At 71.2% G+C, this 20,649-nt stretch carries 20 protein-coding genes and 1 tRNA gene; 14 read left to right on the forward strand and 7 right to left on the reverse strand.

Annotated features, from left to right (window positions below; all coding sequences use genetic code 11):
• Window positions 1-68: 68 nt before the first annotated feature.
• The 3 genes from AL2_RS12505 to AL2_RS12515 all read left to right on the forward strand — a co-directional run bounded on the left by AL2_RS12505 (window position 69) and on the right by AL2_RS12515 (window position 1,081).
• Window positions 69-389 carry a hypothetical protein gene (locus AL2_RS12505; protein ID WP_067633292.1) on the forward strand — a complete coding sequence of 107 codons (321 nt, stop codon included), beginning with the start codon at window positions 69-71 and terminating at the stop codon, window positions 387-389.
• A 121-nt stretch (window positions 390-510) separates the two neighbouring features.
• Complete coding sequence (locus AL2_RS12510) at window positions 511-789, forward strand: WhiB family transcriptional regulator (protein ID WP_067633301.1); 279 nt, start codon at window positions 511-513, stop codon at window positions 787-789.
• A 91-nt stretch (window positions 790-880) separates the two neighbouring features.
• Complete coding sequence (locus AL2_RS12515) at window positions 881-1,081, forward strand: hypothetical protein (RefSeq protein WP_157438124.1); 201 nt, start codon at window positions 881-883, stop codon at window positions 1,079-1,081.
• Window positions 1,082-1,290: 209 nt separating this feature from the next.
• Here AL2_RS12515 and AL2_RS12520 read toward each other — a convergent pair whose 3' ends face one another.
• Window positions 1,291-2,640: an ABC1 kinase family protein gene (locus AL2_RS12520; RefSeq protein WP_067633739.1), complete on the reverse strand. Its 1,350-nt coding sequence runs from the start codon at window positions 2,638-2,640 to the stop codon at window positions 1,291-1,293.
• 233 nt (window positions 2,641-2,873) lie between these two features.
• On the opposite strand from AL2_RS12520, the gene AL2_RS12525 reads away from it, so the two are divergent.
• The 3 genes from AL2_RS12525 to AL2_RS12535 all read left to right on the forward strand — a co-directional run bounded on the left by AL2_RS12525 (window position 2,874) and on the right by AL2_RS12535 (window position 5,047).
• On the forward strand, window positions 2,874-3,674 hold the full coding sequence (locus AL2_RS12525) for an enoyl-CoA hydratase/isomerase family protein (RefSeq protein ID WP_067633318.1): 801 nt from the start codon (window positions 2,874-2,876) through the stop codon (window positions 3,672-3,674).
• A gap of 126 nt (window positions 3,675-3,800) precedes the next feature.
• Complete coding sequence (locus AL2_RS12530; RefSeq protein WP_168444864.1) at window positions 3,801-4,400, forward strand: M48 metallopeptidase family protein; 600 nt, start codon at window positions 3,801-3,803, stop codon at window positions 4,398-4,400.
• Entirely contained in the window at window positions 4,397-5,047 is a 651-nt protein-coding gene (locus AL2_RS12535; RefSeq protein WP_210748747.1) for a hypothetical protein, read from the forward strand. The genes AL2_RS12530 and AL2_RS12535 overlap by 4 nt, the downstream gene beginning before the upstream one ends.
• 47 nt (window positions 5,048-5,094) lie before the next feature.
• On the opposite strand, the gene AL2_RS12540 is transcribed toward AL2_RS12535, so the two are convergent.
• From AL2_RS12540 to AL2_RS12545, 3 genes are read right to left on the reverse strand one after another with little or no spacing between them, the layout of a single operon-like run.
• A complete protein-coding gene (locus AL2_RS12540; protein ID WP_067633321.1) occupies window positions 5,095-5,655 on the reverse strand; it encodes an NUDIX hydrolase in 561 nt (186 codons plus the stop codon).
• Window positions 5,656-5,668: 13 nt separating this feature from the next.
• The gene (locus tag AL2_RS37385; RefSeq protein WP_157438125.1) at window positions 5,669-5,845 is read right to left on the reverse strand and encodes a hypothetical protein; all 177 of its coding nucleotides are present in this window, start codon (window positions 5,843-5,845) and stop codon (window positions 5,669-5,671) included.
• Window positions 5,842-7,257, reverse strand: a complete 1,416-nt coding sequence (locus AL2_RS12545; RefSeq protein WP_067633322.1) for a zinc-dependent metalloprotease — start codon at window positions 7,255-7,257, stop codon at window positions 5,842-5,844. The genes AL2_RS37385 and AL2_RS12545 overlap by 4 nt, the downstream gene beginning before the upstream one ends.
• Window positions 7,258-7,346: 89 nt before the next feature.
• Between AL2_RS12545 and AL2_RS12550 the strand changes: the two genes are divergently transcribed.
• Window positions 7,347-8,429, forward strand: coding sequence for an NAD-dependent epimerase/dehydratase family protein (locus AL2_RS12550; RefSeq protein WP_067633324.1), 1,083 nt, complete (start codon window positions 7,347-7,349; stop codon window positions 8,427-8,429).
• Between the two features lie 43 nt (window positions 8,430-8,472).
• On the opposite strand, the gene AL2_RS12555 is transcribed toward AL2_RS12550, so the two are convergent.
• Window positions 8,473-11,337: a UPF0182 family membrane protein gene (locus AL2_RS12555; protein WP_312032913.1), complete on the reverse strand. Its 2,865-nt coding sequence runs from the start codon at window positions 11,335-11,337 to the stop codon at window positions 8,473-8,475.
• Between the two features lie 173 nt (window positions 11,338-11,510).
• On the opposite strand from AL2_RS12555, the gene AL2_RS12560 reads away from it, so the two are divergent.
• The 5 genes from AL2_RS12560 to AL2_RS12580 all read left to right on the forward strand — a co-directional run bounded on the left by AL2_RS12560 (window position 11,511) and on the right by AL2_RS12580 (window position 15,591).
• The gene (locus tag AL2_RS12560; protein WP_083946451.1) at window positions 11,511-12,047 is read left to right on the forward strand and encodes a PPA1309 family protein; all 537 of its coding nucleotides are present in this window, start codon (window positions 11,511-11,513) and stop codon (window positions 12,045-12,047) included.
• Between the two features lie 29 nt (window positions 12,048-12,076).
• The gene (locus AL2_RS12565; RefSeq protein WP_083946452.1) at window positions 12,077-12,520 is read left to right on the forward strand and encodes a molybdenum cofactor biosynthesis protein MoaE; all 444 of its coding nucleotides are present in this window, start codon (window positions 12,077-12,079) and stop codon (window positions 12,518-12,520) included.
• A gap of 27 nt (window positions 12,521-12,547) precedes the next feature.
• A complete protein-coding gene (locus tag AL2_RS12570; RefSeq protein WP_067633328.1) occupies window positions 12,548-13,597 on the forward strand; it encodes a YlbL family protein in 1,050 nt (349 codons plus the stop codon).
• A gap of 50 nt (window positions 13,598-13,647) precedes the next feature.
• A tRNA-Met gene (locus AL2_RS12575) sits at window positions 13,648-13,721 on the forward strand.
• A gap of 295 nt (window positions 13,722-14,016) precedes the next feature.
• A complete protein-coding gene (locus tag AL2_RS12580) occupies window positions 14,017-15,591 on the forward strand; it encodes an acyl-CoA synthetase (protein ID WP_245666589.1) in 1,575 nt (524 codons plus the stop codon).
• Here AL2_RS12580 and AL2_RS12585 read toward each other — a convergent pair.
• A complete protein-coding gene (locus AL2_RS12585; protein WP_067633332.1) occupies window positions 15,588-16,691 on the reverse strand; it encodes a PucR family transcriptional regulator in 1,104 nt (367 codons plus the stop codon). The two genes, AL2_RS12580 and AL2_RS12585, sit on opposite strands and share 4 nt — an antisense overlap.
• A 118-nt stretch (window positions 16,692-16,809) precedes the next feature.
• On the opposite strand from AL2_RS12585, the gene AL2_RS12590 reads away from it, so the two are divergent.
• Together AL2_RS12590 and pruA are read left to right on the forward strand one after the other, a co-directional pair.
• Complete coding sequence (locus AL2_RS12590) at window positions 16,810-17,718, forward strand: proline dehydrogenase family protein (RefSeq protein ID WP_067633334.1); 909 nt, start codon at window positions 16,810-16,812, stop codon at window positions 17,716-17,718.
• Between the two features lie 13 nt (window positions 17,719-17,731).
• The gene (gene pruA, locus AL2_RS12595) at window positions 17,732-19,363 is read left to right on the forward strand and encodes an L-glutamate gamma-semialdehyde dehydrogenase (RefSeq protein ID WP_067633336.1); all 1,632 of its coding nucleotides are present in this window, start codon (window positions 17,732-17,734) and stop codon (window positions 19,361-19,363) included.
• Here pruA and AL2_RS12600 read toward each other — a convergent pair.
• Entirely contained in the window at window positions 19,360-20,565 is a 1,206-nt protein-coding gene (locus AL2_RS12600; protein ID WP_067633339.1) for a cytochrome P450, read from the reverse strand. The two genes, pruA and AL2_RS12600, sit on opposite strands and share 4 nt — an antisense overlap.
• Window positions 20,566-20,649: the final 84 nt, after the last annotated feature.

Raw genomic sequence — 20,649 nt, forward strand, 5'->3', positions numbered from 1 at the left:
GCCGACCGTGTGGATCTTGATCCGCCGGCCCCCGGCCCCGAGAAGCCAGAGAGGTGGTGTGCAGTCCGGTGAGCAACACGTTGCTGAAATTCGCGTCGTCCTGCACGGCTGCCGACCTCGGCCTCTCCATGCCTTGTGTCTCGGTGCGCGGCGCTTCCATGTCCCGCGTCTCCATGCCCGGCGCCTATCTCCAGGCGCCCGGCGGGCGACTGCGCGAGTGGCAGCGCGCGGATCTGCGCTTTGAGCAGCTGATCCAGGACGACCAGGGGCGGAGTGTCTTCGAACACCTCATCGAGGACACGAACGCTCCGGCTCCGGCCACGGCCCACGTGGGCGCCACCGTCCAGCGTGGCGTGTCGGGTCCGTACCCCTGGAGGCGACCGGTCTAGAAAAGGCCGGCAAGCCCCCAGGCCGCGGATCCAGACACCGGATCCGCGGCCTTCTTCTTTGCCCAGACAACCCACCGACACATTCCGTTGAGATCCAACGAGAGGAACAAGGGTGACTGTGATGCAGGGGGCCCTCGCGATCAGCGAGGAGGACCTCACGCTTCCGTGCCGGACCGACCCGGAGCTGTTCTTCGCCGAGGCTCCCGCCGACGTCGAGCTCGCCAAGGCCCTGTGCCTGGAGTGCCCGCTCCGCAAGGAGTGCCTCGCCGGCGCGCTCGAGCGCCAGGAGCCCTGGGGCGTCTGGGGCGGTGAGCTCTTCGTCCGCGGCGTGATCGTGCCGCGCAAGCGGCCGCGTGGCCGCCCGCGCAAGCACCCGCGGCCGGACGAAGTGACGGTGTGAGGCAGTGATGCCCGCCATGCTCAGCCGAATCGACCCCGGAGGCGTGGCCCCCACGCGGGGACCGCGCCTCCGGGCCGCCGGGGAGAACGAGATGACGATGCTCAGCCAGGACCTCGCCCGTGAACGAAGACCCGTGACCGTCCCCGACGAGCTGGCCGCCCGCGTGCGCGCGCTCCGCCGCGCCCGCCGGGATGCCCGGACGAGGGCGTCCCGCGTCCGGCGCGTCCTGCTCGCCCCGACGGTGCCGGGCGAAACGTACGTCCACGTCCCGACCCCAGGGCTCAGGCACTAGCGCACGAACCCCGCGCACCTCATCAGTGCGCGGGGTCGCGGGCTGCTCGCACTCTCATCAGCCATCCGGTTCAGCCACCGGCGACCTCGGCCGCTGCGATCGCGTCCGAAGGCAGGTTCGAGCTTGCGAGAACCTGATCGCGCAGCGAGCCTCTGGGCGAGCCGGAGCGATGCAGCGATCGCGCGCGGCGCCCGCCGAAGGAAGGCCCTCTAGGGCCTGACGCCAAGGGCGTCGCAATCAACACTGCCGTCTTCGTCGTCGGCGAAGCCGGGCACCCACTTCAGGGACTCGGCGCGGGCCGGGATCTCGCACTCCAGCTGGCACAGCACGCCGGTGCCCGCCGACAGCACCCGGTGGATGATCACGTACTCGGGCGGCAGGTTCAGCTGCCGGACGACGTTGGACGGACGCAGGTCGGTGACCCGGGCGGCCATGTCGCGCAGCCACTCCCGGTTGAACTTGAACGTCTCGGTGACGAACGGCTCGGTGACCGGCGCGAGGAACGCCTGCAGCGACTCGGCGTCGACCTCCACGCCCTCGCGGATGAAGTCCTCCCGGCGCAGGGCGTCCTCGATCTCGTCGATGTCGGCCATCGTGCCGATGCGCAGCAGCAGCCCGAGCCGCTTCTGGAAGCCGCCGGGGATGCGGTCGACGGCGCCGAAGTCGAGGACGCCGAGCCGGCCGTCCGCCAGCAGCCGGAAGTTGCCGGGGTGCGGGTCGCCGTGCAGCATCCCGCACCGCTTCGGCCCGGACAGCAGGAACCGGCAGTACAGCAGGGCCGCGTGGTTCCGGGTGTCCTGGTCGCCGTCGCTGATGATCTTCGAGAGGAGGGTGCCGTCCATCCACTCGGTGATGAGGATGTTGCCGGACTGCGCGATGACCTCGGGGACGTAGAAATCGGGGTCGTCCAGGTACGCCGCGCGGAACAGGGACTGCGACTCGGCCTCGATCGTGTAGTCGAGCTCCTCGACCACCCGCTCCTTGAGCTCGGCGAGCATCGACTTGACGTCCAGCCCCGGCATCAGCACGCCGAACAGCCGGCCGAGCCGGGCGAGCTGGTTGAAGTCGCTGATCAGCGCCTTGCCGGCGCCCGGATACTGCACCTTCACCGCGACGGCCCGGCCGTCGTGCCAGACGGCGCGGTGCACCTGGCCGATGGACGCGGCGGCGGCCGGCCGGTCGTCGAACGACTCGAAGTAGTCGCGCCAGTCCTCCCCGAGGAACTCCGCGAGCACCTTGTGGACGGTCGACACCGGCAGCGGGGGAGCGGCCTCCTGCAGCTTGGTCAGCGTGGCCCGGTAGGGGCCGGCGATCTCCGGCGGCAGCGCCGCCTCGAAGATCGACAGCATCTGGCCGAGCTTCATCGCCCCGCCCTTGAGCTCGCCGAGGACCTTGAACAGCTGCTCGGCGGTCCGCGTCTGGATCTCCATCGCGACGGCCTCGGCGGGCTTGCCGAAGGTCCGCTTCCCGACGCCGAGCGCGGTGCGTCCGGCGAAGCCGATGGGGAGGGACGCCAGCTTTGCTGACCGCGTCACCGCGCGGCGGGGAAGATCGCTCACGCCGTACATTGTCGGTGATCGGGTGTCGTTCACGCCACAACCATCAGCAAGTATCGCCGGTGCCGAAACCGGCCCCCAATCCTGACCTGCCCCAACATGGTAAGTGTGCGCTTTCTCACGGCGGGTCCGTGAGCGTGCGGCGGGCGCGGCCGAGTGATATTCGGTAGCGTGCGGGGCCAGTCGGCCGGGTGCGGGGAGACGTGGGCAGAGTGGGATTCGGTAGCGTGCGGGGCATGTCCGGAGACTCCGCCGATGTGCTGCTGGTCGAACGCCGTCCCGACGGGGTCGCCGTCCTCACCCTGAACGACCCCGGCCGCCGCAACGCGATGTCGGACGAGATGACCGCCGCGTGGAAGGCGGCGATCGACGACCTGCGCGCCGACGCCGGCCTGCGCTGCGTCGTCGTCACGGGCGCCGGCAGCGCGTTCACCTCGGGCGGCAACCTCTCCTGGCTGGCCGACACCAACTCCGTCGCCGTCCCGCCGCTGCGCGACCGCATGCTGGGGTTCTACCGGACGTGGCTGGCGATCCGCGGCCTGGAGGTCCCGACGATCGCCGCCGTCAACGGGCACGCCGTCGGCGCCGGACTGTGCCTCGCCCTCGCCTGCGACCTGCGCTACGCGGCGGACGACGCCAAGCTCCTCGCCCCGTTCACCGCCCTCGGACTGCACCCCGGCATGGCCGCGACCTGGCTGTTCCCCGAGGTCGCGGGGCTGCCGCTGGCCCGCGAGATGCTGCTGGCCGGACGCGTCCTCAGCGGCGCCGAGGCGGCGGCGAACGGGCTCGTCAACCGGGCGTTCCCGCGCGCGGACCTGCTGGACGAGGCGCTCGGCGTCGCCGCGCGGATCGCCGCGCAGGCGCCGATCGCGACCCGGCTCACCAAGGTCGCCCTGTCGGGCGGCGGGCACACCGACATGGAGTCGGCGCTGCGATGGGAGTCGCTCGCGCAGCCGGTGACGATGTCGTCCCGCGACATGATCGAAGGACTGGCGGCACAGAAGGAGAAGCGCAGCCCGCAATTCACCGGCGAGTAAAGCCGTGGACACCTCTCTCGGGGATTTGCAGAAGCCTCCCGCCGGATGGTCAAAACATAGGCTCTGACCTGCGGCGACGTCAAACACCCCCTTTGGCGGAGGCAAATTTTCGAGTACGGTTCAGGCGTGCCCCCTAACGTTGAGGTCCGCCGCAGCGCCAGGCGCAGGCGAACCGTGTCCGCCTACCGCGACGGCGACAAGGTGGTGGTGATGGTTCCGTCCAGGCTCACCAAGGCCGAAGAGGAACAGTGGATCGCGACCATCCTGGAACGGCTCCAGGAGCGCGAACGCCGCAGGCGGCCCACCGACGCCGACCTGCAGTCGCGCGCCCGCGACCTGTCCCGCCGCTACCTGGACGGCCGCGCCGACCCGGTCAGCGTCCGCTGGGTCGCCAACCAGCGCACCCGCTGGGGGTCCTGCACGCCGGACGACGGCACGATCCGGCTGTCCACCCGGCTGCGCGGCATGCCCGGCTGGGTGGTCGACTACGTCCTCGTCCACGAGCTGGCGCACCTGCTCATCCCCGGCCACGGCGCCGACTTCTGGGAACTGGTCGGCAACTATCCGAAGGCCGACCGCGCCCGCGGCTACCTGGAGGGCGTGGCCGCCGCCGCGCACCTGCCGCTGGAGGCGGACGCGCCCGACGGCGAGATCGCCGGGGACGGCATGCACCACGGCGACGGGCTGCACCCCGGTGACGAGTACCCGCACGAGGTCGCCGGGTGACCGACGCCCCAGGCCCGGTGCCCGGAGCCTCCGCCCGCTTCGCCGCGGTGCTCTCGTCCCCCCGCGACCGGGACGTCCCGCCGGGGATCGACGCGGACGAACTCCGGCTCGCGCTGCTCGAGGACACCTACGAGGTCGTCGCCGGGCTCGAACTGGTGACGGCCGCGCTCGTCCTGGACCCGCCCGACCAGCCGGACGCCGAGGCGGTCACCTGGCCCGGCACCCCCATCGTCCGGGAGGCGACGCTCGCCGGCGCGTTCGCGGCGCTGCACGCGCTCGGCGCCGAGACCGCCGCGCTCGTCGCGCCGGACGCCCCCGACCTGCCGCCGCTGCTGCTCGGCAAGCTGTTCCGCGCCCTCGGCAGCGCCCCGTCCGCCGCCTGCCAGGCCGAAGGCGGAGCACTCGTCGCACTCGCCGCCCGCCTGCCGCTTCCGGACTGGCTCGCCACGGCCCTCCGGGACGTCGATCTCGACACCCCCGGCGCCCTCGCCGGCCTCCGCGCCGCCGCGCCCCGCCCCGGCCTCGTCCCGCAAGGCCCCGGCTGGCACCGCCTGCGCACCCTCGACGACCTGCGCCTCCTGGACCCGGGCCTGGAAGGCTGGGAGAACACCCGCGCCCTCCTGGAGGGCCACCCCCTCAGCCGCTGACCCGGCGACCGGGAAAGAAGCGCCGCGCCCGTGGTCCTCCGGAAGTGTCAGCCGGTCGCGGTGATCGCCCGCGCCACCAGGCGCCGGACGGCGTCATCGGCCGAGTCGGGGAGACCGTCCACCGGGAACCAGCGAAGGTCGTCCGACTCGTCCGACACCGCGTGCCGGGCCCCCTCCGGAGCGATCGCGACGTACTGGACGTCCAGGTGCCAGCTTCCCCCCGGATGGCAGCGGACGGCATGCCTGTCCAGCTGGACGGGCTCCGGCAGCAGCCGCAGACCCGCGATGCCGGACTCCTCCGTGGCCTCCCGCAACGCCGCGTCCGCGAGCGTCGCGTCGCCCGGCTCGCAGTGACCGCCGAGCTGGAGCCACGCCTTGACCTTCGCGTGCAAGGTCAGCAGCACCCGGGCACGGGACGAATCGAGTACGGCGGTGCTGGCGGTGATGTGCCCGGCCGCGCACGCCCGCCACATCCCGTCGCCCGGATACTCCTCCAGATGCCGCAGGAACTCCCGCCGCACCCGCTCCTGCTCCCCATCGGGCGCCCGCCACGATGACAGCACCCGCACGGCATCCTCATAGAGGACACCCCGCGCCGGGTTCGTCATGCGGTGGGGCGTGTCATGCGCGGCCCACGCGGGGGTAGCGGGAGCTGTCGGGGCGGCGGCGCCGGCGTTCCTGGTCGAGGGGGCGCTGCCAGCACAGGCTCGCCCGCGCGACGCGGCGCCGGATCGCGTTCGTGGACGACCCGGGCTCGTAGCGGCAGCCGTTCACCCGGGACGGACGCGGCCCGCTCATGCGCGCGGCCCGCCGTCGTCAGGCCCGCCGTCGTCAGGACCGGGGCCGTCAGGACCGGGATCCTCCGGGCCGGGGCCGTCGCCGAGGTCCTTGTCGTCGGGCTTCTCGTCCTCCACGGGCGCCTTGGTCAGGTTGGACAGGTCCAGGTCGGACAGGCCCTCGATCTCGTCGCCACCACGGACGAAGCCCTCCGGGTCGTCGAGGTCGCCGGCCGTCGGGAGCAGGTCGGGGTGGTCCCAGACCGCGTCCCGGCCCTGCGTGCCGCGCGCCTCGGTCAGCGACCGCCACAGCACGGCGGCCTCCCGGAGGCGGCGGGGCCGCAGCTCCAAGCCGACCAGCGTCGCGAACGTCCGCTCCGCCGGGCCGCCGGTGGCGCGGCGGCGCCGCACCGCCTCGGCCAGCTTCACCGATTCGGGCAGCCGCCCCTCCGCGGCCTCGTTCACGATCGTGTCGACCCAGCCCTCGACCAGCGCGAGCGCCGTCTCCAGCCGCGCCAGCGCCGCCTTCTGCCGCGGCGTCTCCTCCGGCTGGAGCTGGATCTCGCCGCCGAGCGCCTCCTGGAGCGCCTCGGGGTTGCTCAGATCAAGGCCCTGCACGGCCTGCTCGATGCCCGAGAGGTCGACGGTGATGCCGCGCGCGTACTCCTCCACCGCGCCCAGCAGGTGCGAGCGCAGCCACGGGACGTGGGTGAAGAGCCGCTGGTGGGCGGCCTCGCGCAGCGCAAGGTAGAGCCGGACCTCGTCGGACGAGACCTCCAGCCCCTCGCCGAACGCCTCGACGCCGGCGGGCAGCAGCGCGCCGACGCCGTCCGGGGCGAGCGGCAGGCCCACGTCGGCCGAGCCGGTGACCTCGCGGGCCAGCGCGCCGAGCGCCTGCCCGGCCTGGCCGCCGACCATGGCCCCGGCCATCTGCTTGACCATGCCGATCAGCGGGCCGGCCATCGCCTGCATGTCGGCGGGGATCTCACCGCCGCCGAGCGCCCCGCCCATCGACTCGACCATGCGGGTGGCGATCGGGTCGCACACCTTCGCCCACACGGGGAGCGTCTGCTCGATCCACTCGGACCGGCTCCACGCCTGCGGCGTCCGGATGCCCGCGGGCAGCGTCGTCCGCTCGTCCAGCCACAGGTCGGCCAGGCGCAGCGCCTCCTCGACCTGGCGCCGCTCGCTGTCGACGACCGACGGATCGCCCTGCTCCACCACCGTGTGCCGCGCGATGTTCTTGGCCAGATCCCAGTTCAGCGGGCCGCCCGCCGCGCCGCCCGCGCCCTGCGCGCCGATCATGTCGGCGAACCGGTGCAGCATGTCGGCGAACTGCGCCATGTCGCCGCCCATGCCCTTGAACGGATCCTGGGGCCGGTCGTCGTCGTCTCCGTCACCGGGACGATTGAAGCCGAAGGGAGTGTTGCTCATCGGATCGCCCCTGGGATGCATGATGGGCTCATATCCGCAACGTTAGCCGGTCCCGGCAAGGTCGCGTACTCAAGGAAGGGGGCAGCCCCGTGGCAACGGGCAAGGTTCGCCCTCGGCGTAGCAAGGCCCCGGTCGTCGCCGTCACCGGCGCCGCGTCCGGGGCGGGACGGCTGCTGGCCGCCCGGCTCGCCGAACGGGAAGAGATACGCAAGGTCGTCGCCATCGACGGGCAGCGCGGCGACGTGCCCGGCGTCACCTGGCGCGTCACCGACATCCGCGACCCGCTGCTGTCGGGGCGGCTCTCCGACGTCGACGTCATCGTCAACCTCGACATCGAGCGGTCCCCGGACGCGGATCCGCGCGAGCGCCGCACCCACAACGTCCGCGGCGCCCAGACGGTCGTCACCGCCGCCGCGGCCGCCCGCGTCCGCCGGGTGGTCCTCGTCACGTCCGCGATGGTGTACGGGGCGGGCCCGGAGAACGAGGTGCCGCTGGGCGAGGACGCGCCGCTGCTCGCCGAGGCCAGCACCAGCATCGCCGGCGACTACCTGGAGATGGAGGAGCTGGCCGCGACCGCGCCCGTCACCCATCCCGGCCTGGACGTCACCGTCGTCCGTCCCGCCGCGGTCGTCGGCCCCGGCATCGACACCGTCGTCACCCGCCACTTCGAGGCGCCGCGGCTGCTGTCGGTCAAGGGCAGCACGCCCGGCTGGCAGTTCTGCCACATCGAGGACCTCGCGTCCGCGCTGGACGCCGTCGTCACCGACGACGTGCGCGGGCCCGTCGCCGTCGGCTGCGAGGGCTGGCTCGGCCCCGACGAGGTCACCGAGATCACCGGCAAGCGCAGCTTCGAGCTGCCCGCCGCGCTCACCTTCGGGATGGCGCAGCGGCTGCACCGGCTCGGCATGACCCCGGCGCCCGCCATCGACCTGCACTACGTCGCCTACCCGTGGGTCGTCGACTGCGCCCGGCTGCGCGCCGCCGGCTGGAAGCCCATGTACGACAACGCCGCCGCGCTCCGCACCGTGATGGAGGAGACCGCGGGACGGCACGCCGTCGTCGGGCGCCGCGTCGGCGGCAAGGAGGCCACGATGGCGACCGCCGCCGGCGCCACCGTCGCCGCGATCGGCGCCGCCGCCGCGATCCGCCGCGCCCGCAAGCGCCGCAGATAGCCCGGCCCGGTCGGCCGGTAGGCCGGCCGGCCCGGGCGCGGCGTCAGCTCGACGACGGCGTGGCGCTCGGTGTCGCGCTCGGCGACGGCGACCCGGACGGGGACGGGCTCGGCGACGCCTTCGGCACGGCCCTGCCCGCCGCGGCAAGCGCCGCCTGCGCGTCCTTGATCCGCTTCCAGGCGTCGCCCATGGCCGGGTAGTCGCCCTTCTTCTGCGCGTTCTCGTAGTCCGTGACGGCCTTGTTCAGGTCGTTGATCGCCTTCTGCGCCGCCGCGGTCAGCTCCCCGCCCGGCGGAGCCTCCGGCTGCGGGGCGGGCTGCGTGGTGGAGCCCGTCCCGCCGAGGACCTGGTCCAGGGCGTCGTCGAAGGTGTCGGCGGCGGCGATGCTCTCCCCGTACCGCACCAGGATCTTGCCGAGGATCGGGTACGGCTGCTGCTCCTTGCCGCCCGACGCCTTGGTGTACATCGGCTCCACGTACAGCAGGTCGCCGCCGAACGGGATCGTCAGCAGGTTGCCGGCCACGGTCTTCGTGCCGCCCTGCCGCAGCGCGAACAGGTCGTTCTTCACCTTCGAGTCGGTCTCGAACGAGTTCTGCACCTGGCCGGGCCCGGCGGGCTGCGCGTTGCGCGGCATCTGCAGGATCTGGATCTGCCCGTAGTCGCGTCCCGGCGTGGACCCCACCGACATGAACGCCGCCAGCTGCGGGTTGTTGCGCGGGTTGAACACCGTCGTCAGCGCGAACGACTGGGCGTCCTGGCCGGGCATCCGCAGGCTCTGGTAGTAGGGCGGCTGCCGCTTGCCCTTCACCGTCGGGTCCTGCGGGACCTCCCAGAAGCCCTCGCCGTTGTAGAACGCCGACGGGTCCGTCACGTGGTACTTGGTGAGGACCTTCCGCTGCACCTTGAACAGGTCCTGCGGGTAGCGGAAGTGGGCCTCCAGCTCCGGCGGGATCGACGAACGCGGCTGGACGGTGTCCTTGAACACCTTCATCCACGTCTTGGTCACCGGGTCGTTCTCGTCCCACTGGTACAGGTGGACGCTGCCGTCGTAGGCGTCCACCGTGGCCTTGACCGAGTTCCGCATGTAGTTGATGTGGTCGTTCGCCTGCCGCGCCACCGCCGACCGGGTGTCGGTGATGGTGTCCCGGGTCGCCTCCCCGAGGCTCATCTCCTCCGAGTACGGGTAGCTGCTGGACGTCGTGTAGCCGTCCACGATCCACAGGATGCGGCCGTTCACCACCGCCGGGTACGGGTCGCCGTCCAGCGTGAGCCACGGCGCCGCCTTCTGCACCATGTCGCGCGGCGACCGATCGTAGAGGATCTTGGCGTCCTTGTTGATCGCGCCCGACAGCAGCAGGTTCTTGTCCTGGAACTTCGCCGCGTACAGCAGCTTGCGGAAGAACGAGTCGACGTGGACGCCGCCCTGCCCGTCATAGGTGCTGCTCTGCTGCCCCGAGTCGCTGTTGTCGGGGTAGTTCAGCTCCTGCTGGCCGCTCCCGCCGGCCACCGAGTACCGCGGCGACCGCTCCCCGAAGTAGATCTCCGGCTGCGTCACCTTGATCTGCTGGTTCTGGGAGGCCGGCATGTCGCGGGTGATGAAGTCCGGCTCCCGGGAGTCGAACCGGTCGCCGTAGGCCGACACGAAGCCGTAGCCGTGCGTGTAGACCATGTGGTCCTTGATCCAGCTGCGCTGCCCCGCCGGGGCCCCGGACAGCTCGCGGAGCGCGACGACCGTGTCGACGGGCTTGCCGCCCACCTGGTAGCGGTCCACGTCGAGCGTGTCGGGGAACTGGTAGAACGGCCGGATCCGCTGGAGCTGCTGGAACGTCTCGCCCACCACGTTCGGGTCGAGGACGCGGACGCCGCCGTTCTTCAGCTTGTCGGCGTCCTCCTGGAGCGCCTTCTTGTCCGTCACGGCCTCCGACCCGTACGGGACGACCTTCGCGCTGTTGACCCCGTAGGCCTCGCGGGTGAACTTGATGTTGCGCTGGATGAACTGGCGCTCCTTGGCCAGTTCGTCCGGCTTCACCTGGAACTGCTGGATGAGCAGCGGGTACACGCCGCCCAGCAGGATCGCCGACAGCACCAGCAGCGTGAACCCGACGCCGGGCAGCATCATGCCGCGGCGCAGCAGGTTGCTGAAGAACATCGCGGCGCACAGCAGCGCGATGACGAAGAGGATCGTCTTCGCGGGCAGGAGGGCGTTGACGTCCGTGTAGGACGCGCCGGTCGTCACCCCGCGTTCGGAATGCATCAGGCCGTACCGGTCGAACCAGTACGCGACCGCCTTGAGCAGGATGAACAGCCCGAACAGCACCGACAGGTGCGCCCGAGCCGGCGGGCTCGCCTTGTCGCCCGGCCCCTGCAGCCGCAGCCCCCCGTACAGGTAGTGCACCATCACCGCGGCCAGGATCGACAGGATCACCGTCGCGAAGACGACGCCGAGGACGAGCCGCAGGAACGGGTACGTGAAGACGTAGAACGACACGTCCTTGTGGAACTGCGGGTCCGTCACGCCGAACGGCGTCCGGTTCAGGAACGCCAGCCACACCGGCCACTGGCCCGCCACCGACGAGCCCGTGAGCACGCCCAGCAGGCCCAGCAGCCCCGCCGAGATCAGCCGGCGCCGCGGGTCGATCACCGAGCGGTACCGCTCCAGGCCCTGCTGCTCCACCGACAGCGGCCGGTACGCCGGACGCAGCCGGTAGGCGACCAGCACGTTCGCGCCGACGACCAGCGTCATCAGCAGCCCCGCCCCGAAGAACAGGATGATCTTCGCCTGCAGCTGGGTCGTGTACACCGACGAGAAGCCGATGGACCGGTACCACAGCAGGTTCGTGTAGGTCGTCGTGAAGACCATGAAGACGACCAGCAGTACGGCCAGCGCCACCAGAACCGGCAGGACCAACCGCGTCCGTCCGGTACCGAGCCGGCGCCCGAATGCGGGAGTCCGGAAGGTCAAATCGGGCCCTCCGATCGAGGTCTCGCTCACCGGCCGCCCGCCGGTGCTGTAGATGCAACTTACCGACTGCCGCGAGGGTTCCGGCATGTGCGGGTCCTGATTGGGGGAAAGATGGGCCCGTGAGTCATCTGGAAGAAGTCGTGCTGGACCTCGAACGTCACTCGGCCCAGGAGGGCTGGGACAGCGCGCCCCGCCTCTACGCCCTCGTCCGGAGCACCGAGCTCCGCCGCGCCGAACCCGGCCTTGCCGACCAGCTCGGCCTGCCCCCCGACGCCGACACCCTCGCCGCGCTCGAACAGCCCGCCCTGCCCGAGAAGGACGCCATCGAGGACGCCCTCGCCTCCATCGCCTGGCCCGACGCCGTCGAAGGCTGCGCCCTCGTCATGGAACGCGTCGTCCTGCCACCCGAAGCCGAGGAGGACATCCCGGAGGACGAGGCCGAAGCCGCCGCGTTCGCCGCGTCCCACCCCGAACGGGAGGACGTGCGCATGGTCGTCGGCGTCCTGCGCGACGGCGCCCGCCACTCCGCCCTCCGGCTGCGCCGCCACGACAACGACGACGAGGTCCTCCAAGGGCCCGACCTCGTCCCCGCCATCTCCGCGGCGCTCGCCGCCACCTTCGACCCCGACGAACCCGGTGCGTCCGGGGAGGAGTAGGCCGCTCCCGGCGAGGTAGCCTGCGGGACGTGAGCCAAAGCGTTGCGGGCGGGGACGTCATCCGGCTGATCGGCGTCCGCGAGACGCCCCTGTCCATCGACGAGGTGTACACCGCCGTCGGCGCCCCCGGCGCCGGCGGCATCGCCGTCTTCGCCGGCACCGTCCGCGACAACGACCACGCCCGCGCCGTCACCCGCCTGTCCTACAGCGCCCACCCCACCGTCGAACGCGAACTCCGCGCCGTGATGGAGAAGGTCGCCGCCGACTTCCCCGTCCTCGGCCTCGCCGCCGTCCACCGCGTCGGCGACCTGGAGATCGGCGACATCGCCGTCGTCGTCGCCGCGTCCTGCCCCCACCGCGGCGAAGCGTTCGCCGCCTGCAGGCGGCTCATCGACGACCTCAAGGCCGGCGTCCCCATCTGGAAGCACCAGACCTTCACCGACGGGGACGACGAGTGGGTCGGGGCCTGCTGAGCGCCCTGAGCGCATAGAGTTTCCGGCATGTCTCGTCGTGCCACCACGCTCACCGTCGCGAGCGTGCTCGTCCTCGTGCTCGCCGTCGTCGGCTCCGTCATGCGCGTCCCCTACGTCGCGCTGATGCCCGGACCCACGAGCAACACCCTCGGCACGAACGACAAAGGCCAGCCCCTCATCCGCATCGACGGCCGCACGACCTACCCCGACCAGGGACACCTCAACTTCACCACCGTCACCTACCGCGGCGGGCCCGGCGGCCGCATCGACCTCTTCACCGCCCTCCGCGGCTGGCTCGACGGCGACACCGCCATCGTCCCCGAAGAGACGATCTTCCCCAAGGACGAGTCGCCGAAAGAGGTCGACCAGGAGAACAGCCGGGCGATGCAGGACTCCCAGCAGAACGCCGAAGCCGCCGCCCTCCACGAACTCGGCGTCCCCCTCACCACCCGCGTCATCGTCGACGGCGTCCAGAAAGGACGCCCCGCCGACGGCGCCCTCAAACCCGGCGACGAGATCACCGCGCTCGACGGCGCCAAGGTCACCAGCGTCTCCCAGGTCACCGGCACCATGGCCAAGCACAAGATCGGCGACAGCGTCACCCTGACCTACAAGCGCGACGGCAAGGAGGGCAAGGCCACCCTCACGACCGTCGCCGACCCCACCGGCAAACGCGCCGTCGTCGGCATCGTCCTCTCCGACCAGTACAAGTTCCCCTTCAAGATCGACATCAGCGTCGGCGACATCGGCGGCCCCTCCGCCGGCCTCATGTTCTCCCTCGCCATCTACGACAAGCTCACCCCCGGCCCCCTCACCCAGGGCGCGTTCATCGCCGGCACCGGCACCATCACCCCCGAAGGCCAAGTCGGCCCCATCGGCGGCATCCAGCAGAAAATGATCGCCGCCCGCAAAGCCGGCGCCACCGTCTTCCTCACCCCCAAGGACAACTGCGCCGACGCCCTCGCCGCCCGCCCCGGCGGCCTCCGCCTCGTCCGCGCCGACACCCTCCACACCAGCATCCAAGCCATCAACGCCCTCAACACCGGCAAAGGCGACATCCCCGCCTGCACCAGATAACGCCACCCGACCGAACCACTCCCCGCCATGCCATAGACTTAAGACACCACCGCGGGGTGGAGCAGTTCGGTAGCTCGCTGGGCTCATAACCCAGAGGTCGCAGGTTCAAATCCTGCCCCCGCTACGAGTCTGGAGTCCCCTTGGTCGCCGCTTTGCGGCTTCCCGGGGGACTCTTCGCATTTTGTCGGGGGGGCGACCCCCCGGGCCCCCCGGTTCCGCCGCCATCCCCCACCCGCCCGCCCCTGGGGCTCCGCCCCTATCCCCCTTGGGGCTCCGCCCCTATCCCCCCTCGGGCTTTGGTTCTCGTGTCCCCTTGGGGTTCTTGGGGGGATGAGTCCCTACCCCCTTTTGGGGGTGGTGGCAGGGGCGTTGGTGTGGTTGCATGCCGCTGACCTGGGGTTTTGTCGAAGGGGGCGGTTGTGTCCGACTCGGTGGCTCGTGCTCGTCAGCACTCGGTGGGGGATCTGCTGCATCGGACGGCCCGGCGGTACCCGGACAAGCTCGCCGTTGTCAGCGGGGATCTTCGGGTCACGTACGCGGAGTTCGACGTCGCGGTCAACCGGGCGGCGCACGCGCTGGCGGCGCGTGGGGTCGGCAAGGGGGACCGGGTCGCGCTGCTCAGCCACAACTGCTGGCAGTACGCGTTGATCGCGTTCGCCGCGGCGAAGCTCGGTGTGGTGCTCGTGCCCATCAACTTCATGCTCACCGCCGACGAGGTCGCCTACATCGTCGGGCATTCCGGGGCGTCCGGGATCATCGCGGAAGACGCCTTGGCGGCCACCGCGGAGAAGGCGCTCGCCACGGCCGGTGTCGAGGGCGGTGTCCGGGGGTGGATTCCGCTGACGGGCGCCGAACCCGGACCCGGGTGGGAGGACGTCGATTCCTGGTGGCGTGAAGGGCCCGGCTCGGCTCCGGACGTCCTGGTGGGGGACGACGATCCGCTGCGGCTCATGTACACGTCGGGCACCGAGTCGCGGCCCAAGGGAGTCATGCTGTCCAGCCGGTCGCTGATCAGCCAGTATGTGAGCTGTGTGATCGACGGGGAGATGAGCGCCGACGACGTCGAGGTGCACACGCTGCCGATGTACCACTGCGCGCAGCTCGACTGCTTCTTCTCGGTCGACGTCTATCTCGGGGCCACCAGCGTCATCCTGCCCTCGCCCGACCCGGCCGTCCTGCTGGAGACGATCGAGCGGGAGAAGGTCACCAAGCTCTTCTGCCCGCCCACGGTGTGGATCTCGCTGCTGCGGCACCCCGACTTCGACCGGCGGGACCTGTCGAGTCTGAGGAAGGGCTACTACGGGGCCTCGCCCATGCCGGTGGAGGTCCTGCGGGAGTTGCTGCGGCGGCTGCCCCACGTGCGGCTGTGGAACTTCTACGGGCAGACGGAGATGGCGCCGCTCGCGACCATCCTGCGCCCGCACGAGCAGCTGGAGCGGGCCGGCAGCGCGGGACGCGCGTCCATCAACGTCGAGACGATGCTCGTGGACGACGGCGGGAACCCGGTGGCCGCGGGGGAGATCGGGGAGATCGTCCACCGGAGTCCGCATGCGGCGCTCGGATACTTCCGGGACGAGGAGAAGACCGCCGAGGCGTTCCGGGGCGGGTGGTTCCACTCGGGCGACCTCGGGATCATGACCGAGGACGGGTACCTGTCCGTCGTCGACCGCAAGAAGGACATGATCAAGACCGGTGGTGAGAACGTCGCCAGCCGCGAGGTCGAAGAGGCCATCTACGAGCTGGAGGGCGTCGCCGAGGTCGCCGTCTTCGGCATCAGCCACCCGCACTGGATCGAGGCCGTCACCGCCGTCGTCGTCCCCAAGGCGGGTGCGGCGTTGAGCGCCGAGGACGTCGACGCGCACGCGCGGGAGCGGCTCGCTCCTTACAAGCGGCCCAAGTACGTGGTCCTTGCCGACTCGCTGCCGAAGAACCCCAGCGGCAAGATCCTCAAGCGGGAGCTGCGCCACCGCCACGGTGGCCTGGCGGAAGGTTAGGGGCCTTCCTGCTTCAGGTGGGGAGTCAGGGTCAAGGCCAGGTGGAGGGTCAGGCGGTCCTGGCCGTTGGCGAGGGTCAAGGCCGTTAGATCCTCTATGCGGCGTAGGCGGTGGTAGAGGGTTTGGCGGTGGATGTTCAGGGCTTTCGCTGTCTTCTGGACGTTGCCGGCCAGGTCCAGGTAGGTGCGGGCCGTTTCGGTCAGGTCTGGGTGTTCTAGCAGGTGGGCCGTGCCGGGGGTCTGGGTTGTCTGGGTCAGGGCCTCGTCGCCTGCCGTGCGGAGGAGGCGGAGGACGCCGAGGGTCGTCCAGTCGCGGGTTTCGCCGGGCGCGGCGGTGCGGGCGGCGACGCGGGCGCGGAGCCAGCCTTCATGGACGTCCTGCAAGGTCGGGCAGGGCCAGTACACGCCTGTTCGGACGGGGGCGTTGCGCTCCTCCAGAAGGCGGCGGGCTCTGTCGAGGGTCCCCGGCGTGGGTGTCGAGGCCGGGATCACCAGCACGTGGTCGCGTTGCCAGACCGTGGTCAGGACGGAGTGGGGGAGTTGCCAGGGGTTGAGCGGTTCGGGGGACGGTGTTCGGAGGACGGCCACGGTGAGCGGAGTGTCGGGAGCCGCGGCCTCCGTCAGGTCGTTCGCCGCCTGCGCGCGGGTCTCGGCGTGCGCCGAGAGCAGGTCGGCGACCTTCCAGGTCAGGTCGTCCCGTTCTCTGGCTTGGCGGGCCATGAGGAGGGCTGCCCGTTCGCAGAGGGGCATCGCCCTGGCCGCTTGGCTGCTCGTGATGCGTTCCTGGTCGTCCAGGAGCCACAGGTAGCCGTAGGTGACGTTGTTCCAGCGGACCGGCAGGCAGAGCCGGCCGAGCTGGCCGAGGGACGTGTCGGCCGGGATCCGGACCGGGCCCGTGGCGCGGGCGATGCCGTGGCGTTCGAAGCGGGCGCGGACCGCCTCGGACGCGCGGCGGTGCAGGATCGAGTCCATCCGGACGGGGTCGATGGTGTCGCCGTGGGCGGCGTAGGCGACGAGGTGGAAGTCGCGGTCCTCCAGGGTGGCGGGAGCGCGCAGGAGGTCGGCCGCCTGTTCCGCGATGTCCTGTAGGTCGGGAGCCATGTGGCCTGCTTTCATACGTTTGTATGAAGTCTAGCCGGGCTGAAAGTGGCGTTTGGCTATAGGGGGACGAGGGCGGCGCTTCTACCGTTCGAGGTGTTCCTCGACGTTGGAGGCTCCCATGCTCGGTCCTCTCCTTCTCACCGCCGCGCGCAGCGAACGGATGCGCGGTCTCGTCACGTCCGTGCCCCTCACCAGGGGCGTCGTCGACCGGTTCGTGGCCGGCGACGATCTTGAGGCGGCGCTCGGCGCGGTGCGGGAACTGGCGGACGCGGGGCTCCGGGTCACGCTCGACCATCTGGGGGAGGACACCCGGGAGGCCGCGCAGGCGGAGGCGACCCGGGACGCGTACCTGCGGATGTTCGCGGCGTTCGAGGAGCACGGGCTCGCAGGTGGCGCCGACGCGTCGGTGAAGCTGTCCGCGCTCGGGCAGGCCCTTCCGGGGGAACTCGCGCTCGACCACGCGCGGGAGATCTGCGCCGCCGCCGGACGGGTCGGCATGACCGTCACCCTCGACATGGAGGACCACACGACCGTCGACTCCACACTGGAGACCCTCGGCAAGCTGCGGAGCGACTTCCCGTGGGTGGGCGTCGCGGTCCAGGCGATGCTGCGGCGCAGTGAGGGGGATCTGCGCGACCTCGCCGGGGACGGCTCGCGGGTCCGGCTGGTCAAGGGGGCTTATGCCGAGCCTGGATCGGTCGCGTTCCAGGGGCGGCACGAGGTCGACCGCGCCTACGTGCGCGGGCTGCGGCTGCTGATGGAAGGCGACGGCTACCCGATGGTCGCGAGCCATGATCCGCGGATCATCGACATCGCGCTCGCGCTGGCCGCCGAGAGGCCGCCCTCGTCCTACGAGTTCCAGATGCTCTACGGGATCCGGGCCGCTGAGCAGCGGCGCCTCGCGGAGGCCCACCGGATGCGCGTCTACGTCCCGTACGGGGCCGACTGGTACGGCTACTTCATGCGGCGCCTCGCCGAACGTCCCGCCAACCTCGTCTTCTTTCTCCGTTCGTTCGTCTCCCGCTAAGGAGGGCCTTTCCATGGACGCCGTGACCAACGTTCCGACGCCGGTGAACGAGCCGGTGCGCGGTTATGCGCCGGGCAGCGCCGAGCGGGCCCGGCTGGAGGCGAAGCTCGCCGAGCTCACCGCCGAGACGCCCATCGACCTGCCCATGACGATCGGGGGCGAGCGCCGGCTCGGGGCCGGCGCCAAGGTCGCCGTCGTGCAGCCGCACCGGCACGCGGCGGTGCTCGGGACGTTCGGCACCGCGACCGAGGACGACGCGCGGGACGCCATCGGCGCCGCGCTGCAGGCCGCGCCGGCGTGGCGGGCGCTGTCGTTCGACGACCGGGCCGCGATCTTCCTGCGCGCCGCCGACCTCCTCGCCGGGCCGTGGCGGGAGACGCTGCTGGCCGCGACGATGCTCGGGCAGTCCAAGACCGTCCAGCAGGCGGAGATCGACAGCCCGTGCGAGCTGATCGACTTCTGGCGGTTCAACGTCCACTTCGCGCGGCGGATCCTCGCCGAGCAGCCGATCAGCGGCGACGGGGTGTGGAACCGGTCCGACCACCGGCCGCTGGAGGGGTTCGTCTACGCGATCACCCCGTTCAACTTCACCGCGATCGCCGGGAACCTGCCGACCGCGCCCGCGCTGATGGGCAACGTGGTGGTGTGGAAGCCGTCCCCGACGCAGACGTACTCGGCCGTGCTGCTGATGAGGCTGCTCGAGGAGGCCGGACTGCCGCCCGGTGTCATCAACCTCGTGACCGGGGACGGGCTCGCGGTGTCCGACGTGGCGCTCCGGCATCCCGAACTCGCCGGGATCCACTTCACCGGGTCGACCGCGACGTTCCGGCACCTGTGGAAGACGGTCGGGAACAACATCGAGAAGTTCCGCAGCTACCCGCGGATCGTGGGGGAGACCGGCGGCAAGGACTTCGTCGTCGCGCACCCGTCCGCCGACCCGGCCGTGCTCAAGACCGCGCTCGTGCGGGGCGCGTTCGAATACCAGGGGCAGAAGTGCTCGGCGGCTTCGCGGGCGTACATCCCGCGGTCGATCTGGGACGGCGGGTTCAAGGAGGAACTGGCCGCCGAGGTCGACGGGCTCACCATGGGGGACGTCGCCGACCTGGCCAACTTCATGGGCGCGGTGATCGACGAGCGCGCGTTCGCGAAGAACAGGGCGGCGATCGACCGGGCGCGGGCCGACTCCGGCGTCGAGATCCTGGCCGGCGGGACGTACGACGACTCGGTCGGGTACTTCGTCCGGCCGACCGTACTGGTGTCCGGGGACCCCGGGAACGAGATCTTCCGGACCGAGTACTTCGGGCCGATCCTCGGCGTCCACGTCTACGAGGACGACCGGTACGAGGAGATGCTCGCCCAGATGGAGTCGGCCGCCGACTACGCGCTGACCGGCGCCGTCATCGCGAACGACCGGGCCGCCGCCGCGCGCACCGCCGAGGTCCTCCGGTACGCGGCCGGCAACTTCTACATCAACGACAAGCCCACCGGCGCCGTCGTCGGGCAGCAGCCGTTCGGCGGCGCGCGGGCGTCCGGCACCAACGACAAGGCCGGGTCCGTGTTCAACCTGCTGCGCTGGACGTCGCCGCGCTCCATCAAGGAGACGTTCGTCCCGCCGACCGACTACCGCTACCCCCACATGGGCTAGATCCCGATGCCCGTGGCGGGGAGTGAGACCCAGCCGCGGGTGAAGGGCGACGAGATCCGTTCGGACCTCTCCAGGTCCACACCGACGTGCGGGTGGGCCTGGAGAAGCTCCTCCAGCGCCACGCGGGCCTGGAGCTTGGCCAGATGCGAGCCGATACAGAAGTGGACGCCGCTGGAGAAGCCCAGGTGGCGCGGGATCTCCCGGCTGACGTCCAGTTCGTGGGCGGACGGGCCGAACTCCCGCTCGTCCCGGTTCGCCGACCCGAACAGCATCATCACCTTCTCGCCCTCCGGGATCTCAGTGCCGTGAAGAGTGACGGGACGTGTCGTGGTTCGGGCCAGCGCTTGCACTGAGCCCTCCAGGCGCAGGAACTCCATCAGCGCGTTGGGGATCAGCGATGGGTCGGCCGCCAGGCGCTCGCGCTGCGCGGGGGCGCCGTCCAGCAACGCCACCCCGTGCGAGATCAGGTTCCCCGTCGTGTCGTTGCCGCCCGCGACCATGACGAAGCAGAACCCGAGGATGTCCCAGTCGGTGAGGCGCTCCCCGTCCACCTCGGCCGCCGTCAGCGCACTGATCAGGTCATCGGACGGGCCGGCGCGGCGCGCGGCGATCACGTCCGTGAAATAGCCGAACATCTCCGCGACGGCCTCGACCGCCCCCCTGCGCAGCGCCTTCAGCCCGAAGCCCTCGTCCTGGAGGGTCGTCAGCGCGGACACCCACGGGTCGAACCGTGCCCTGTCCGTTTCCGGGACGCCGAGCAGACGCGCCAGCGCGAACGTCGGCAGGGGAGACGAGAAGTCCTGGTGCAGGTCCGGGGTCTCGCCGTCCGCCGCCTTGCGCTCCATCAGGGTGATCCGGGAGCGGACGAACTCGCGGAGGAGATCCTCCAGGGCGGCGATCCTGCGCGGGGTGAAGCCGTGGCTGATCAGGCGCCGCAGGACGGTGTGGCGCGGCGGATCCAGCATCACGATCGTCGGGGCCAAGCCCAGCGTGCCGATCTCGTCCGGATAGAACGTCAGGCCCTGCGCGGACGAGAACGTGCCGGCGTCCCGCGTCGCGGCCCAGATGTCAGCGAACCGGGACAGCGCCCAGAACGGCGGATCCTCATGGCGGTGAACGGGATCGCTGTCGCGGAGCCGCCGGTACGCGGGGTAGGGGTCAGCCTGGAATCCGGGATCGAACGGATCGTACGCGTCCGCCATGGCACGGGCCTCCCGGCTGTAACAGGCGTCGTCATTAACGCACACCGGAGAGCCACCCTCCAAGCCCCCACCCAAACCAGTTTG

The organism is Actinomadura latina NBRC 106108, from assembly GCF_001552195.1.
GTDB classification, from domain to species: domain Bacteria; phylum Actinomycetota; class Actinomycetes; order Streptosporangiales; family Streptosporangiaceae; genus Spirillospora; species Spirillospora latina.